The organism is Micromonospora rubida (assembly GCF_009908295.1).
Classification (GTDB): Bacteria; Actinomycetota; Actinomycetes; order Mycobacteriales; family Micromonosporaceae; genus Micromonospora; species Micromonospora rubida.
Map to the genome: position 1 here is coordinate 876635 of NZ_JAAALO010000002.1, position 15126 is coordinate 891760.

Here is a 15126-nt window from a genome sequence, read left to right on the forward strand (position 1 = left end):
ATCAGGACTCCTTGACCGCGATGGTCTCGACGGTGTTCGCCACGTGCTCGAAGGCGTCGCAGGCCGCCTCCAGCTCGTCGGCGACCTCCTTCATCTTGAGCACCGTCAGGGCGTCGTACTCGCCGGAGAAGAGGCGGACCAGCAGCATCCGGTACACCTGGTCGCCGTCGTTCTCCAGCCGGTTGCACTCGATCCAGTAGTCCTCAAGATCTTTCATCGACTTCAGCCGGGGCATCGCCTCGGCGGTCAGCTTGGCCTGCTGGTCCAGCACGTTGACCAGATCGTGCAGCTCGCGCGGGAGCGACGGCAGCTTGGTCAGGCCGTACAGGTAGAGCAGGTTGCCCACAGCCTCCAGGTGGTCCATCACGTCGTCGAGCAGCGAGCCCAGGCGGTAGATGTCCTCGCGGTCGAACGGGGTGATGAAGGTGGAGTTGATCTTCTTGTACAGATCGTGGGTGATCTGGTCGCTGTCGTGCTCGACCTCGGTGAGCCGCTCGCTGACCGACTGCACGTCCACGCCGGGCAGGGCCAGCTCGTTCAGCAGCGCCGTGCCCCGTACCAAGTTCTGCGCGGCCCTGGTGAAGAGCTCGTAGAAGGCGCCCTCGGTGGGGCGGAAGGAAAACTTCACAGCCTGGACCTCGTCGTGTCGGTGGAAGGGCGGCGGACGCCCCGGAGGGTGCCTGCAGTGGGAATGCTAGGAAACGGCAGAACCACGAAATCCTCGGCCCACCCTCGGCCAGCCGCCATTTACTGGTCGTTCACCTGTCGTTCACCTTGACCCGGTCAATCGTCGTATAACCGCCTACGCTCCGCCGCCACGTCGAAGTCCGCCGGCGGATACCCCAGATCCAGGTCGCCGAACGTCTCCCGCAGCAGGTGGGCCACCGCCCAGTCGCGGTACCACTTCCGATCGGCGGGCACCACGTACCAGGGCGCGGCGTCCGTGACGCACCGCTGGAGGGCCTCGGCGTACGCGGCCTGGTAGTCGTCCCAACGGGCCCGGGAGTCCAGGTCGCTCGGGTTGTACTTCCAGTGCTTGGCCGAGTCGCTCAGCCGCTCCGACAGCCGCTCCCCCTGCTCGGCGTACGAGATGTGCAGCATCACCTTGACCAGGGCCACCCCGGCACCGAACGCGTCCATCCCCGGATCATCGCCCACCCCGCCCCCGCCCGCCCGGCGAGCGCCCGAGGGGTGCGGGTCACGCCCCGGCCGCCGGGCGGGCTCAGACCACCAGGGCCAGCCACTTCCGGTACGACGCCGCGAACGGCTCGCTGCCGTCGCCGAGCGCGACCAGCAGCCGGCGGGACGCGGCCTCGGCCTCGGCGACCAGGTCTGTCGGGTAGCCGAAGCGCTCCCGGTGCTCGGCGAACTCGTCCTCGTCGCGCAGCTCGACCAGCCCGGTGCCCCGGCGGCGCACCACGTCCAGGTCGAGGTCGACCAGGTGGACGGTGTCGTCGCCCTCCCACCGGGCCGGGGTGGTGATGTCGCAGTAGACCTCGCTGGTCCGCGGCGGCGGGTTGAACATCCCCGTCCACCAGGCGTGCCGCGGCACCAGCAGCACGAAGGGGATCTGCTCCACCGAGGGCCGGCCGTGGTAGACCGACTCGGTGCCGGCCCGCACGCCGAGCCAGACGCCGAGGTCGTCCTCGGCGAGCCGGCGGGCCGGGTAGTCGCGGTGGGCGCTGCCGTCGTACTTGCGGTAGATCACGCGGACCACGTCGCTCGGCATGAGTCGCACCCTAGTCGATACCGCCCATCGGTCGCGCGGGAGAAGTAACGGGATGCGGTTCGTGGGATTCCGTAGGGTGACCCCGCCACGCGGGGCGGGGCGCGCCCGGCGTTGGCCCCGGCGGGTACCGTCGCACGGTGACTCCGCCGCGCATCGCTCCCGGTTCCGCCCTCCCCCGCAGCGCATCCCGGCGGCGCGGGAAGCGGGCGAGCGCCGGGGAGCTGCTCGCGGCGGCGGTCGGCGCGGTCCCCGGCGGGGCGGCCCGCCCCGGCCAGCAGGAGATGGCCACCGCGATCGAGGAGTGCGTGACCTCCCGCGAACACCTGCTCGTGCAGGCCGGCACCGGCACCGGCAAGTCGCTGGCGTACCTGGCCCCGGCGCTGACCGTGGACGGCCCGGTGGTGGTGTCCACCGCGACCCTGGCGTTGCAGTCCCAGCTCGTCGAGCACGACATGCCCCGGCTCGCCGACGCGGTGGAGCCGCTGCTCGGCCGCCGGCCCACCTTCGCGGTGCTCAAGGGGCGGCACCACTACCTCTGCCTGGCCCGGCTCGACAACTCGACCGAGGACGAGCCGACGGACACCCTCTTCGACGCCGTGGAGCCCCGGGCCGGCGGCGGGGGCGGGAAGTGGCTCGGCGAGGCCGGCAGGATGGGCAAGCAGGTCCAGCGGCTGCGGGACTGGGCGCTGGAGACCGACACCGGCGACCGCGACGAGCTGGACCCGGGCGTCGACGACCAGGCGTGGCGGCTGGTCTCGATGCCGGCCCGGGAGTGCGTCGGGGCGTCCCGCTGCCCGTTCGGCGCGGAGTGCTTCGCCGAGGCGTCCCGGGCCCGGGCCCGCGAGGCCGACGTGGTGGTCACCAACCACAGCCTGCTCGCCGTCGACATGCTCGCCGGGCGGCACATCGTCCCGCCGCACAAGCTGCTCATCGTGGACGAGGCGCACGAGCTGGCCGACCGGGTCTCCTCCGCCGCCCAGGCCGAGCTGGTGCCGGAGCTGATCGAACGGTCCGTCCGGCGGGCCCGCCCGCTGCTGCGCCCGGAGGTCGCCGAGCGGCTCACCGAGGCCGGCGGCACGCTCGCCGCCGGGCTGGCCGAGGTGCCGGCGGGCCGGCTCACCGCCGGGCTGCCGGGGCCGCTGCGCGAGGCGTGCACGCTGCTCGACGCGGCCACCCGGGCCGCCCTGGACACGATCGGCGAGGTCAAGTCCGACGACCCGGACCCGGTGCGCAAGCAACAGGCCAAGGCGGTGCTGGACGAGCTGTCCACCACCACCCAGCGGCTGCTGGAGGAGGCCGAGCACGACGTGGCCTGGGTGGAGAAGTCGGACAACGGCAGCCGCCGGGCGCTGGTGGTGGCCCCGCTCTCGGTCGCCGGCACCCTCGCCACCCACCTCTACGACGAGCGCACCGTCGTCGCCACCTCGGCGACCCTGGCGCTGGGCGGCCGGTTCGACACGGTGGCCCGGGCGCTGGGGCTGGACGCGCCGCCGCCCACCCCACCGTCCCCGGCCGCCGCCGCGCTGGCCGTCGCCACGGCCCGCGGTGACGCCCCGCCCGGTGCCGCCCCGGTCGCCGCCGCGCCGGGCAGCCGGCCCACCACCGGCACCGTCCCGGCCACCGAGGGGCCGGGCTGGCGGTCGCTCGACGTCGGCTCGCCCTTCGACTACGCCCGGCAGGGCATCCTGTACGTCGCCGCGCACCTGCCCCGCCCCAGCGTCTCCGGGCTTCCCGAGGCGGCCGGCGAGGAGCTGCTGGCGCTGGTCGGCGCGCTCGGTGGCCGTACCCTCGGGCTCTTCTCCTCGCGGCGGGCCGCGCAGCAGGCGGCGGAGCTGCTGCGGGCGCGGACCGACCTGCCGGTGCTGCTCCAGGGCGAGGAATCGCTGCCGCTGCTGGTCCGGAGGTTCCGCGAGGAGCGGTCGAGCTGCCTGTTCGGGGTGATGTCGCTGTGGCAGGGCGTGGACGTGCCGGGCGACGCCTGCCAGCTCGTGGTGATCGACCGGCTGCCCTTCCCCCGCCCGGACGAGCCGCTCGCGGCGGCCCGCGCCGCCGCCGTCGACGCGGGCGGCAGCTCCGGCTTCGCCGCGGTGAGCGTGCCGATCGCCGCCGTCCGGCTGGCCCAGGGGGTGGGCCGGCTGATCCGGGCCACCGGGGACCGGGGCGTGGTCGCGGTGCTCGACTCGCGGCTGGAGACGGCTCGGGGCTACGGCCCGTTCCTGCGCCGCTCGCTGCCCCCGTTCTGGTACACCACCCGCCCGGAAATCGCCCGGGGCGCCCTGGAACGCCTCGGCCGATCCTGACGCACGCGCCCGACTGGTCCTGACGCACGCGCCCCACGAGAGACGGGCCCGTCCCCGCGCGGCGGCGGGGACGGGCCCGGTGGCTCGGCGGGGCTGTCAGGGCGCCTTCGCGGCGACCACCACGGCGTCCGGCGGGGTGTCCGGCACGGTACGCGCGGCGAGCCGGCGGACCGCCGTGTTGAGCACCGCGATCAGCGGCACCGAGACCAGCGCCCCGGTGATTCCGGCGAGCACCACGCCCGCCGCGATGCCGATGATCACCCCGAGCGGGTGGATGGCCACCGCCCGGCCCATGATCAACGGCTGGAGGATGTGTCCCTCGACCTGCTGCACGCCGATCACCACGCCCAGGATGATCAGCGCGGTGACCGGGCCGCTGTCGACCAGCGCGACCAGCACCGCGACGACGCCGGACAGCGCCGCCCCGACGATCGGGATGAACGCCCCGAGGAAGACCAGCGCGGCCAGCGGGAACGCGAACGGGATGTCGAAGGCGACCAGGAAGGCGCCGATGCCGACCGCGTCGATGAACGCGACCAGCACGGTGGCCCGGACGTAGGCGCCCAGGGTCTCCCAGGACGCCCGGCCGGCGTCGTCGACCTTCCACCGGGCGGCCACCGGCAGCAGCCGGACCAGGAAGCGCCAGATCCGGCTGCCGTCGCGCAGGAAGAAGAAGGTGGCGAAGAGCACCAGCACTGTGCCGGTCAGCACCTCGGCCAGGGTCGCCGCGGTGGAGACGGCCCCGCTGGTGAACTTCTCGGTGTTGTTGTTGATCCAGGCCTGCGCCTCGTCGATGTACCGGGTGAGCTGGCTGTCGGACACGTGCAGCGGGCCGGTCTTGAGCCAGTCCTGGATCTGCCGGACGCCCTCGGACGACTTCTTGCTCAGCTCCGGCACGCCCTTGATGAACTCGTTCACCACCAGCGTCAGCGTGCCGATGACGGCCGCCAGGCCGCCGACCAGCACCACCGCCGTGGCCAGCGAGCGGGGCAGCCGCGCCCGCAGCAGCCAGCCGACGGCCGGCGCGAGCAGCGCCGAGAGCAACATCGCGATGGCCAGCGGAATGATCACGATGCTGATGGTGGCGACGATCTTCAGCAGCGCCCAGAACACCACACCGATGACGATCAGCCGCCACGACCAGGCGGCGGCGATCCGCAGGCCGTGCGGCACGTCGGCGTCGTCGCGGCTGGCGGTGGAGTTGTGCATCGTGGCGGGCGGCTCGGCCCCGACCACCGTCGCCGACGGCGGGGCCGCCGGGCCCGGCGAGGTGGGGGAAGCCACCCCGGCCTCCCCGGAAGAGTCCACGCCGGCCGTCGCCGCGGTGCCCGCCGGCCCGCCGGCCCGGCCGGTCGGGTCGGCGCGGGCCCGCCGCACCGCCTCCCGGCTCGACTCGTACGCGCGGCGGAGCCGTCCGCGTACCCGCTCGAAGCGGCTCAAGCGCACCTCCCGCATCAGGAACAGCCTGCCCGGGGGACAGGGGGGACAGGATACGTCCGTCGCCCCAGCCTAGGGCGGTTCCGCCACACATTGCCCCGGGCCGCATCCCGGTAACCACCAGCGGGGCGGCCCGGCCGGACGCGGTACCGTTCCGGCGTGACCGCCGACCAGAACCTCGACTCCGGCCTGCCGATCCGTCTGCTGCACGACCGCGTGCTGGTGAAGGTGGACGGCAGCGAGGGTGAGCGCCGCTCCACCGCCGGCATCGTGATCCCGGCGACCGCCGCCGTGGGCAAGCGGCTGGCCTGGGCGACCGCCGTGGGCGTGGGCCCGCACGTCCGCTCGATCGTCTCCGGCGACCGGGTGCTCTTCGACCCCGACGACCGCTCCGAGGTCGAGCTGCACGGCCGGGGGTACGTCCTGCTGCGCGAGCGGGACGTGCACGCCGTCGCCGCCGAGCGGATCGAGTCCGAGGCGAACGGCTCCACCGGCCTGTACCTGTAACGCCTCCGGTAGGCCCTTCCGCACTCCTCCCCCGGGTCCGTCCCGGCTTCCGCCGCCGCCCGCCCCCGGTCGGCGGCGCGTCGTTTGCGGCTGCCGACGACGGGAAGCCAGGCACGTCCAGCGCCCTGGGGAGGGATCGTGCCGGTATTCGTGAAGAAGGTGCTCCTCTGGGGAAGCGTCGCGTTCCTGATCTACTTCGTGGCGTTCCGGCCGGACAGCGCGGCGCAGATGTGCAAGGGGATCGGGGCGGGCCTGATGGCGATGGCCGTGGGCATCGGCGACTTCCTCACCGGCCTGATGACCTGACCGGCCGACCCGCCCGAACCCGCCCCCGTCAGGCGGTGCCCGGCGGCCAGGGGGCGGCCGGGCGGGGGCCGTACCAGCCGGGCGGGCCGTAGGGCCCCGGGTGGGCCGGGGGCGGCGGCGGGGCGAGCACCACCGGGATCGGCACCACTGGCTCGTCCGGGGCGTCGACCGGCCGCTGCGACCCGTCGGGGAACCGCAGGTGGTAGCGGTGACCGTCCCAGCTCCCGACCGGCACCTGCGGGTCCCGGCCGACGAAGAACGACCGGTACGCGGTGATCGCGCCCAGCAGCTCCCGTTCCTCCCACGCGGTCCGTTCCCGGTCGGCCGGCTTGCGGTCCAGCCCCCGGTGCATCCCGTCGCGCAGCAGCGCCAGCCGGGTGGCGGAGAACTGGTACCCGCGCATCGCCTTGAGCCCCGCGTCGCCGGCCACCCGCCGGGCCCAGGTCCGGGCGGCGTGCCGCCGGCCCAGGCTGCCCAACGCCGCCACCTCAGGCGGGGTCAGCCACCCGGCCCGCACGTAGTCGGGCAGGGTGCGCTCGGTCAGCCGCCCCTCCCAGCCGCGCAGCCAGACCGCCAACCCGACCATGCCGAAGAAGATCGGCACCATCACCCCGAGGTAGCCGTACAGGGCGACCATCGCCTGCCCGGTGGCCTGGGCCAGCGACGGCAGCAGGTTCCACGTGCCGTGCAGCATCATCGCCAGCAGCAGGCCCGCGACCGGGGCGAGGAAGCGCACCCGACGGTCGGCGGTCCGGGCGGCGATGCCGAGGCCCACGCCGGTCATCGAGGTGAACAGCGGGTGGGCGAAGCCGAACAGCAGGATCCGGACGATGAAGATCGCGATGACCTGCTGCGCCCCGGTCGCCGGGCCGTACTCCTCGACGCCCGAGGCGTAGCCGTAACCGCCCAGGTAGAGGATGTTCTCCACCATGGCGAAGCCGACCGCCGACAGCCCGCAGTAGACCAGGCCGTCGGTGATGCCGGACCACTCCCGGCGGCGGAAGATCAGCAGCAGGATCGGGCCGAGCGCCTTGGTCAGCTCCTCGATGAACGGGGCAACCAGCACCGCGGTCAACGCGTCGGGCAGCCCCCAGTCGGCGAACCGGAGGGAGAAGAACTGGTTGACGGTCAGCGAGGCGGCCGTGGAGACGAACGCGCCCCAGGCGAAGCAGAAGATCAGATACTGCAACGGCTCCGGCTCGTACCGGTCCAGCCACAGAAAGCAGGAAACCAGCACCGGCACCGGCAGGATCGCGGCGATCACGCCGATCAGCAGCGCCTGCGGCCCCAGGCTGGAGCCGAGCGTGTAGAGCATGTAGACCGCGCACGCCGCGATCAGCAGCACCGCCACGGCCACCACCAGGACCACCACCAGGATCCGCAGCCAGCTCGGCCAGCGCTGCGGCATCCGGGGGGCGGCCCCGCCGGGCTGCGGAGGGAGATCGTGCGGGGTCCACGGCGACGCGGCGCCGCCGGGCGGGGTGTCGGCCATTACATCAGCGTAGTCATCCCCCACCGACCGTTCCGGCCGCATCGGTCGACCGTTATCCTGTCGTCAGGTCACGAGCGCCAGCGTCAAGCCCCGGCTTGCTGGCCGGCAACCCTCGTCGAGTTCGCGGTGGGGTGCCCCGGGTGATGACCGGGCCCAGCCCTGTCCGGCGCTGGGCAAGCGCGGACCCCGTCCCGGTGGTGTCACCTGGGGTCCCCGGACCCGGAGGTCGGGCCATGACCGTCACCCTCGTACCCTCGCTCACGCCGTCGCCCGCACGGACCGTGCCGGCGTCGCCGCAGCCGCTCGACGTGCTCGGCGTGCCGGGCCAGATCAACCTGGACTACGCCGCCAGCGCGCCGTGCGCGCGGGCCGCGGCCGACGCCGTGGCCGAGCTGCTCCCCTGGTACTCCAGCGTGCATCGCGGCGCCGGCGCGCTGTCGCGGCGCTGCACGCTGGAGTACGAGCGGGCCCGGCAGACGGTCGGCGACTTCTTCGGCGCCCGCGCCGGCGACCACGTGGTGTTCACCCGCAACGCCACCGACTCGCTGAATCTGCTGGCCCGGGCCCTGCCCGCCGGGACCACGGTGGTGACGTTCGCCGGGGAGCACCACGCCAACCTGCTGCCCTGGCCGCGCGGCTCGGTTCGGCTGCCGATGCCGGCCGGCCCCGCCGAGGCGATCCGGTCGCTGGACGCGGCGCTGACCGAGCTGCGCCGCGGCGCCACCGCCAACCCGCCCGTACTGGTGGCGGTGACCGGGGCGAGCAACGTGACCGGGGAGCGCTGGCCGGTGGCCGAGCTGGCCCGGGTGGCCCGCCGGCACGCCGCCCGGATCGCGGTGGACGCCGCCCAGCTCGCCCCGCACGCCCAGGTCGACGTGGCCGCGCTGGACGTGGACTACCTGGCCGTCTCCGGGCACAAGCTGTACGCGCCGTTCGGCGCGGGAGTCCTGATCGGCCGAGGCGATTGGCTGGACGCGGCCCCGCCGTACCTGGCCGGCGGGGGCGCCACCAGTCACGTCGGGGCCGCCACCCACGACGTGCGTTGGGCCAGCGGCCCGGCCCGGCACGAGGCCGGCACCCCCAACCTGCTCGGCGCGGTCGCCCTCGCCTCGGTGTGCGCTGCGCTGGCCGGGGCGGACCGGGAAGCGCTGCACGCCCGCGAGCAGACGCTGCTGGCCCGGCTGCGGGACGGGCTGACCGCCCTGCCGCACGTGGTGGAGCTGCGCGCCTTCGGCCCGGACGCGCCCCGGGTGGGCATCGTCTCGTTCGTGCTGGCCGGCCGGGACTCGGCCGAGGTCGCGGCGGAGCTGGCCACCCGGTACGACATCGGGGTCCGCGACGGGCTGTTCTGCGCCCACCCGCTGGCCCGCCGGCTGCTCACCGAGGCCGCCGCGCGCAGTGGGCACCGGGACCTGCCGCCGACCGCCCTGCGGGCCAGCATCGGCCTGGGCAGCACGCCGGAGCACGTCGAGAGCCTGCTCACCGCCCTCGCCGAGCTGGGCTGAGCGCGCCTCAGCCCAGCGGCGGGGCCGTGGGCGGCTTCGGGGCGGGCGTGCTCTCGGCCGGGCCGACGCTCGGCTTCTCCTGCTCGCCGAAGGACATCCGGACCAGCCGGTTGGCCTCCTCCTGGTCGATGCCGGAGGTGACCAGCAGGTCGCTGGCGGTGGTGCGCACCTGCGCGATCACCACGCTGCCGGAGAACCCGACCCCCTGCGCGTACGCCCGGCCGGCCTCGCTGACCGCGCGCAGGGAGCGCTCCCGGGCCCGCTCCGGTTCCGCCCCGACGGCGAACTCGTGGCGGAGCAGGCGGACCGACTCGGCGAGGTGGGCCACCGCGTCCGGCATCGGCTCCGGCACCGGCTCACCGTCCTCGATCATCGTCACGGAACGCCGGATCAGGGTCCCGGTGTTGCGCATCGCGCGGTCGATCGGGTCGGCCGCCTCGGCGTAGTGGGTCAGCTCGCTGCGCCGGTGCCAACGCGCCGGGGAGAGGAGGCTGGTCTCCTTCGCGCCCTCTATCGCCTCGATGAGGGTGCTCAGCTCCTCCTTGTTCTCGCGGAGCCGTTCCAGGGCCCGCTGGGCGCTGTCCCGGTCCCGTTTGCGCAGCGCCTCGGCGACGGCGTCGAGCTGGTCGGCGAGCAGGTCCAGCGCGGGCCGGGCGGCCCGGTTGATCACCCGCAGCGGGTTCAGCGGCAACAGGATCGCCGTCACCACCAGCGCGACCCCGCCGCCGACGAAGGCGTCGATGAAGCGCGGTATCTCCAGATCCTTGGTGGACGGGCTGAGCGTGACGATCAGCACGGCGGTGGCGGCGGCCTGGATGACGACCGACACGCTCCCGCCGAAGAAGAGGGTCAGCACGATGGACGCCGTCACCACCAGCCCGAGCTGCCAGCCCCCGGTGCCGACGAGGTAGATCAGCACATCGCCGAGGAACACCCCGACCGCCACCCCGACGATCAGCTCGACGGTCCGGCGCAGCCGCTGACCGACCGACGCGGCCAGGGCGCCGACCGCCGAGATCGGCGCGAAGACCGGCTGCGAATTGCCCAGCAGGTGGTGGGAGATGGCCCAGGCCAGCGCGGCGGCCAGCCCGGCCTGCACGGCCAGGCCCATCGCCATCCGAACCCGGTGCACCCGATCGTGGAGGGTGGCCTTGCTGCGCCGGCGAAGCTCCTCCATCGCCGCCGAGACCCGCGCCGAGTCGATGTCGGCCACACCGTCGTGCAGGCCGGCGCGCCGCAGCAACGACGATCGGCGATCCCGGGCCACGGCCATGGCGGGGACTACCCACCGTGAGGGCGATGAATCCTCGCCCGCTCCGGCAGACTCGGACGGGTGACGGACTCGGACGGCCGCCGGGGAGCGGCAAAGCTGATCGGCCGGTGGCTGGCGGCGGCCCGGGGCGCCGGGGCCGGGGACTCACCGGCGCTGACCGACGCCGGAGCGACCCTGCTGACCCGGTGGCGGGAACCGCACCGGCACTACCACACCGTCCGGCACCTGACCGCCGTCCTCGATGTCGTCGACGCGCACGCCGAACTGGCCGACGACCCCGACCTGGTCCGGCTCGCCGCCTGGTGCCACGACGCGGTCTACGACCCGCGCGCCGACGGGGACGGCAACGAGCGGGCCAGCGCCGACCTCGCCGACGCACTGCTGACCGGGGTCGGGGTGCCGGCCGGGGCGGTGGCGGAGGTCTGCCGGCTGGTGCTGCTCACCGCCGGGCACGCGGTCCCGGCCGGGGACCGCGACGGCGCGCTGCTCTGCGACGCCGACCTGGCCGTGCTGGCCGGTCGGCCCGACGAGTACGACCGGTACGCCGCCGCCGTCCGCCGGGAGTACGCGCACGTGCCGAATCCGGCGTTCCGGGCCGGGCGGGCCCGGGTGCTCGACGGCCTGCTGGCCCTGCCCACCCTCTACCGGCTGCCCAGCCTGGCCGCCCGCTGGGAAAACCCGGCCCGCGCCAACCTCCGCCGCGAACTCACCACCCTCCACTAACCCCCGCCCCACCCCACCCTCCCCCGTCCCCGTCCCCGTCCCCGTCCGCGGCCCGCCGCCCGCCGCCCGCGATCTTGCAGTTGCGGCCAGTGCAAGATCGCGAGGCAGGGCAGGGCAGGGCAGGCCGGGGCGGGGCGGGGCGGGCGGGGCGGGGCACAGGGCAGGGGCGGGGCGGGGCGGGCGGGGGCGGGCGGGGCGGGGCGGCAGGGCGAGTGGGCAGCGGGTGGGGTTAGGGGATGGGGTTAGGGGGTGGGGTGGGTCAGGTGTTTGGGGCGGCGGAGGCCGGACGCGCGCAGGAGGCGGACCAGTTCGCGGCTGGGGACCACTCGCGCTCCGAGGTGCACCGCCATGGCGTACCGCTCGGCGGGGATGTCGTAGTGGTCGCGGTCGAACGCGCGGCGGGGCGCGCCGAGTGCCTCGGCGAAGGCGTGCAGCTCGGCAGGCGAGACGTCGCTGATCAGATGCGACCAGAGCCGCCCGCGCGCCGGCCAGGCGGGCCGGTCGAGATAGAGCATGGCCGCCAAACTAGCCGGAGGTTAGCCTCTGCTGCATGGCTGCCTCACCCCTCCTCGCCGACCTGCGCGCCGTGCTCGGCGACGACGCCGTCCTGACCGACCCGGACCTGCTCCGGATGCACGAGCGGGACGAGGCCGACCTGTGCGCCTCCGGTACGCCACTGGTGGTGGTCCGCCCGCGCAGCACCGACGAGGTGGCCGGCGTGGTCCGGGCGGCGGCCCGGTACGGCGTACCGGTGGTGCCGCAGGGGGCGCGGACCGGGCTGGCCGGCGCGGCGAACGCGGTGGACGGCGCGATCGTGCTGAGCACCGTGGCGATGGACCGGATCCTGGAGATCGACCCGGTGAGCCGGATCGCGGTGGTCCAGCCCGGCGTGGTGAACGCGACGCTGGCCGGGGCGGTGCGGCGGGAAGGGCTGTACTACCCGCCGGACCCAGGCTCGTGGGAGTCGTCGACCATCGGCGGCAACGTCTCCACCAACGCGGGCGGCATGTGCTGCGTCAAGTACGGCGTGACCACCGAGTACGTGCTCGGCCTTGAGGTGGTGCTCGCCTCCGGCGAGGTGCTGCGCACCGGCCGGCGCACCGCCAAGGGCGTCGCCGGGTACGACCTGACCCGCCTCTTCGTCGGCTCGGAGGGCACCCTCGGGGTGGTCACCGAGGTGACCGTCGCGCTGCGGCCCGCCCCGGAGGCGTCGCTCACCCTCGTCGCCGTCTTCGACTCGACGGCGGAGGCGGGCACGGCGGTGGCGGAGATCGCCGCGAAGGGGCTCACCCCGAGCCTGCTGGAACTCCTCGACCGGACCCACCTGGCGGCGATCGAGGCGTACCAGCCGATGGGGCTGCGCACCGACGCGCAGGCGCTGCTGCTCGCCGCCGTGGACACCGGGTCGCGGGCCGCCGAGGACCTGGCCCGGATCGCCGAGGTGTGCGAGGCAGCCGGGGCCGACGAGGTGTACGCGGCAACCGACGCGGCGGAGGCGGCGGCGCTGCTACAGGCCCGCCGGCTGGCCCACCCGGCGATGGAGAAGTTCGCGGCCGACGCGTACCCGGGCGGGAACGGCGGGCTGATCATCGACGACGTGGCCGTCCCCCGGGGCTCGCTCGCCGCGCTGCTCGACGGGGTGGCCCGGATCGCCGAGAAGTGCGACGTGCCGATCGGCGTGGTGGGACACGCCGGCGACGGCAACCTGCACCCGAACATCGTGGTCGACCGCGCCGACCCGGCCAGCCTGGACCGGGGCCGGCGGGCCTTCGACGAGATCATGCGGCTCGGCCTGGAACTGGGCGGCACCTGCACCGGCGAGCACGGGGTGGGGCTGCTCAAGCGGGACTGGCTGGCCCGGGAGATCGGCCCGGTGGGCGTCCGGGTGCACCAGGCGATCAAGGCGGCGCTGGACCCGGAGGGGCTGTTCAACCCCGGAAAGGTGCTCTGAGCCCGGCCCGCGGCAGGGGGTCGGTCACCGGGGCGCCGACGGGAGCTCGACGGGGTCGCCCTCGGCGCCCCGGTCCGCCGCGAAGCCCCGCACGTCCGGCGCGCCGAGCCGGGCCGCGTCGGCGGTCGCGTCGTCCGGCATCAGCTGGGACTGCCGCTCCGCCTCCACCCGCGCCCGGTAGTGCTCGACCTCGCGCGCCCGGGTCGCGGCGTCCCAGCCCAGCACCGCGCCCATCAGCTCCGCGGCGTGCCCGGCGGACTCCAGGCCACGGTGGGTGGTCTCGAAGGAGATCCGGGTACGCCGGGTCAGCACGTCCTCCAGGTGCAGCGCCCCCTCGGCGCGGGCCGCGTACGTCACCTCGGCCGCGAGGTATTCCGGGGCCCCGGCCAGCGGGGACGCCAGCAGCGGATCGGCGTCGACCAGGGCGAGCAGGTCGAGGGTCAGGGTGCCGTACCGCTCCAGCAGGTGCTCGACCACCCCGACCGGCACCCCGTGCCGGCGGGCCAGGTCAGCCCGGTCGCGCCACATCGCGGCGTACCCGTCGGCACCGAGCAGCGGCAGGTCGGCGGTGCGCGACGGGCGAACCCCGCCGAGCCGGCGGGCCGCGCGGTCCACCACGTCGGAGGCCATCACCCGGTACGTCGTGTACTTGCCCCCGGCGACCAGCAGCAGCCCGAGCATCGGCTCGATCACCGCGTGCTCCCGGGACAGCTTGGAGGTGGAGTCGGCCTCGCCGGACAGCAACGGGCGCAGCCCGGCGTAGACGCCCTCGATGTCGGCGGTGGTGAGCGGCCGTTCCAGCACCGTGTTGACCTGGTCCAGCAGGTACGCGATGTCGCGGGCCGACGCGGCCGGGTGGGACCGGTCCAGCCGCCAGTCGGTGTCGGTGGTGCCGATGATCCAGTGCCCGCCCCAGGGGATCACGAACAGGACGCTGGTGGCGGTGCGCAGGATCAGCCCCGTCTCGCCGGTGATCGCCGAGCGGGGCACCACGAGGTGCACCCCCTTGGACGCCCGGACCCGGAAGCCGGGGCGCAGCCCGACGTCGTTGAGCATCCGGGACATGTCGTCGCTCCACACGCCGGTGGCGGCGATCACCGTGCGGGCGCGCACCTCGAACTCGGCGTCGGGCGAGTCGGGTGGGGCCTCCAGGTCCCGGACCCGGACGCCGGTCACCTCGCGGGCCTGCCGGATCAGGCCGACCGCGCGGGTGCTGTTGACCACGGTCGCGCCGAGGCTGGCCGCGGTGCGGGCCAGGGTGACCACCAGCCGGGCGTCGTCGACCTGCCCGTCGTAGTAGCGGATCGCCCCGGCCAGGGCGTCGGCGCGCAGGCTCGGGAAGATCCGCCGCGCCCCCTCCCTGGTGAGGTGCCGGTGCAGCGGCATTCCCCGGCCGCCCCCGAAGATCCCGGCGAACGCGTCGTACGCGGCCACGCCGAGGCCGTAGTAGGACCGGCGGAAGGTGCGGGCCGGCACGTCCCGTGCGCCCCGGCCGGCGGGCAGCGGGATCAGGATCGGCACCGGCCGGACCAGGTGCGGGGCGAGCCGGGTGGCGAGCAGCCCCCGCTCGGTGAGCGCCTCGTGGACCAGGTGGAACTCCAGCTGCTCCAGGTAGCGCAGGCCGCCGTGGATCAGCTTGCTGGACCGGCTGGAGGTGCCGGCCGCGTAGTCGCGCGCCTCCACCAGGGCCACCTTCAGCCCCCGGGAGGCCGCGTCCAGCGCCGCCCCGGCACCGGTGACGCCGCCGCCGATGACCAGGACGTCGAACCGCTCGGCGCGCAGCCGGCGCAGGTCGGTGGCGCGGCGCACCGGGGAGAGCTGGCCGGCGACGGTTCGGGAGAGGTTGGGGTCACGCACCCGTCCACGGTAGCCGTCCCTCCGGCGAGGCGGCATGTCGTGGTCA

At 74.7% G+C, this 15126-nt stretch carries 12 protein-coding genes, 2 pseudogenes and 1 riboswitch; of the genes and pseudogenes, 6 read left to right on the plus strand and 8 right to left on the minus strand.

Features of this window, described 5'->3' with window-relative positions:
• Position 1: 1 nt before the first annotated feature.
• The 3 genes and pseudogenes from GVV04_RS08550 to GVV04_RS08560 form a co-directional block, all read right to left on the minus strand.
• The gene (locus GVV04_RS08550) at positions 2 to 628 is read right to left on the minus strand and encodes a DUF47 domain-containing protein (protein ID WP_161686268.1); all 627 of its coding nucleotides are present in this window, start codon (positions 626 to 628) and stop codon (positions 2 to 4) included.
• Positions 629 to 783: 155 nt separating this feature from the next.
• Positions 784 to 1119, minus strand: a pseudogene (locus GVV04_RS08555) (PPK2 family polyphosphate kinase); the annotation flags it as partial.
• 103 nt (positions 1120 to 1222) lie between these two features.
• The gene (locus tag GVV04_RS08560) at positions 1223 to 1729 is read right to left on the minus strand and encodes a DUF402 domain-containing protein (protein ID WP_161686270.1); all 507 of its coding nucleotides are present in this window, start codon (positions 1727 to 1729) and stop codon (positions 1223 to 1225) included.
• Between the two features lie 104 nt (positions 1730 to 1833).
• Here GVV04_RS08560 and GVV04_RS08565 point away from each other — a divergent pair.
• A pseudogene (locus tag GVV04_RS08565) lies at positions 1834 to 4029 on the plus strand (ATP-dependent DNA helicase); the annotation flags it as partial.
• Between the two features lie 96 nt (positions 4030 to 4125).
• Here the strand turns inward: GVV04_RS08565 and GVV04_RS08570 are convergent.
• Positions 4126 to 5484 carry an AI-2E family transporter gene (locus GVV04_RS08570; protein WP_161686274.1) on the minus strand — a complete coding sequence of 453 codons (1359 nt, stop codon included), beginning with the start codon at positions 5482 to 5484 and terminating at the stop codon, positions 4126 to 4128.
• A 141-nt stretch (positions 5485 to 5625) separates the two neighbouring features.
• On the opposite strand from GVV04_RS08570, the gene GVV04_RS08575 reads away from it, so the two are divergent.
• Both GVV04_RS08575 and GVV04_RS32145 read left to right on the plus strand, forming a co-directional pair.
• Positions 5626 to 5973 (plus strand): GroES family chaperonin, encoded by a 348-nt coding sequence (locus GVV04_RS08575; RefSeq protein ID WP_161686276.1) that lies wholly within the window; start codon positions 5626 to 5628, stop codon positions 5971 to 5973.
• A 138-nt stretch (positions 5974 to 6111) separates the two neighbouring features.
• Positions 6112 to 6279, plus strand: a complete 168-nt coding sequence (locus GVV04_RS32145) for a hypothetical protein (RefSeq protein WP_235965935.1) — start codon at positions 6112 to 6114, stop codon at positions 6277 to 6279.
• Positions 6280 to 6307: 28 nt separating this feature from the next.
• Here GVV04_RS32145 and GVV04_RS08580 read toward each other — a convergent pair whose 3' ends face one another.
• The gene (locus GVV04_RS08580; RefSeq protein ID WP_161686278.1) at positions 6308 to 7813 is read right to left on the minus strand and encodes a PrsW family intramembrane metalloprotease; all 1506 of its coding nucleotides are present in this window, start codon (positions 7811 to 7813) and stop codon (positions 6308 to 6310) included.
• Between the two features lie 24 nt (positions 7814 to 7837).
• Positions 7838 to 7957, plus strand: a riboswitch (SAM riboswitch).
• A 47-nt stretch (positions 7958 to 8004) separates the two neighbouring features.
• Here GVV04_RS08580 and GVV04_RS08585 point away from each other — a divergent pair.
• Positions 8005 to 9276 (plus strand): aminotransferase class V-fold PLP-dependent enzyme, encoded by a 1272-nt coding sequence (locus tag GVV04_RS08585; RefSeq protein WP_161686279.1) that lies wholly within the window; start codon positions 8005 to 8007, stop codon positions 9274 to 9276.
• 7 nt (positions 9277 to 9283) lie between these two features.
• Here GVV04_RS08585 and GVV04_RS08590 read toward each other — a convergent pair whose 3' ends face one another.
• Complete coding sequence (locus tag GVV04_RS08590; RefSeq protein ID WP_328822292.1) at positions 9284 to 10543, minus strand: FUSC family protein; 1260 nt, start codon at positions 10541 to 10543, stop codon at positions 9284 to 9286.
• A 66-nt stretch (positions 10544 to 10609) separates the two neighbouring features.
• On the opposite strand from GVV04_RS08590, the gene GVV04_RS08595 reads away from it, so the two are divergent.
• Positions 10610 to 11272 (plus strand): HD domain-containing protein, encoded by a 663-nt coding sequence (locus tag GVV04_RS08595; protein ID WP_328822277.1) that lies wholly within the window; start codon positions 10610 to 10612, stop codon positions 11270 to 11272.
• A 242-nt stretch (positions 11273 to 11514) separates the two neighbouring features.
• Here the strand turns inward: GVV04_RS08595 and GVV04_RS08600 are convergent, their stop codons facing one another.
• Entirely contained in the window at positions 11515 to 11787 is a 273-nt protein-coding gene (locus GVV04_RS08600) for a DUF4031 domain-containing protein (RefSeq protein WP_161686283.1), read from the minus strand.
• A 35-nt stretch (positions 11788 to 11822) separates the two neighbouring features.
• Here GVV04_RS08600 and GVV04_RS08605 point away from each other — a divergent pair, with 35 nt between their 5' ends.
• Positions 11823 to 13223, plus strand: coding sequence for an FAD-binding oxidoreductase (locus GVV04_RS08605; RefSeq protein WP_161686285.1), 1401 nt, complete (start codon positions 11823 to 11825; stop codon positions 13221 to 13223).
• Positions 13224 to 13247: 24 nt separating this feature from the next.
• Here the strand turns inward: GVV04_RS08605 and GVV04_RS08610 are convergent, their stop codons facing one another.
• On the minus strand, positions 13248 to 15116 hold the full coding sequence (locus GVV04_RS08610; RefSeq protein ID WP_161686287.1) for a glycerol-3-phosphate dehydrogenase/oxidase: 1869 nt from the start codon (positions 15114 to 15116) through the stop codon (positions 13248 to 13250).
• Positions 15117 to 15126: the final 10 nt, after the last annotated feature.

Coding starts and splice junctions, on each gene's coding strand:
- GVV04_RS08610 (WP_161686287.1), bottom strand. CDS start 15,116: ATGCCGCCTCGCCGGAGGGACGGCTACCGTGGACGGGTGCGTGACCCC.
- GVV04_RS08605 (WP_161686285.1), top strand. CDS start 11,823: ATGGCTGCCTCACCCCTCCTCGCCGACCTGCGCGCCGTGCTCGGCGAC.
- GVV04_RS08570 (WP_161686274.1), bottom strand. CDS start 5,484: ATGCGGGAGGTGCGCTTGAGCCGCTTCGAGCGGGTACGCGGACGGCTC.
- GVV04_RS08580 (WP_161686278.1), bottom strand. CDS start 7,813: ATGCGGCCGGAACGGTCGGTGGGGGATGACTACGCTGATGTAATGGCC.
- GVV04_RS08560 (WP_161686270.1), bottom strand. CDS start 1,729: ATGCCGAGCGACGTGGTCCGCGTGATCTACCGCAAGTACGACGGCAGC.
- GVV04_RS08600 (WP_161686283.1), bottom strand. CDS start 11,787: ATGCTCTATCTCGACCGGCCCGCCTGGCCGGCGCGCGGGCGGCTCTGG.
- GVV04_RS08585 (WP_161686279.1), top strand. CDS start 8,005: ATGACCGTCACCCTCGTACCCTCGCTCACGCCGTCGCCCGCACGGACC.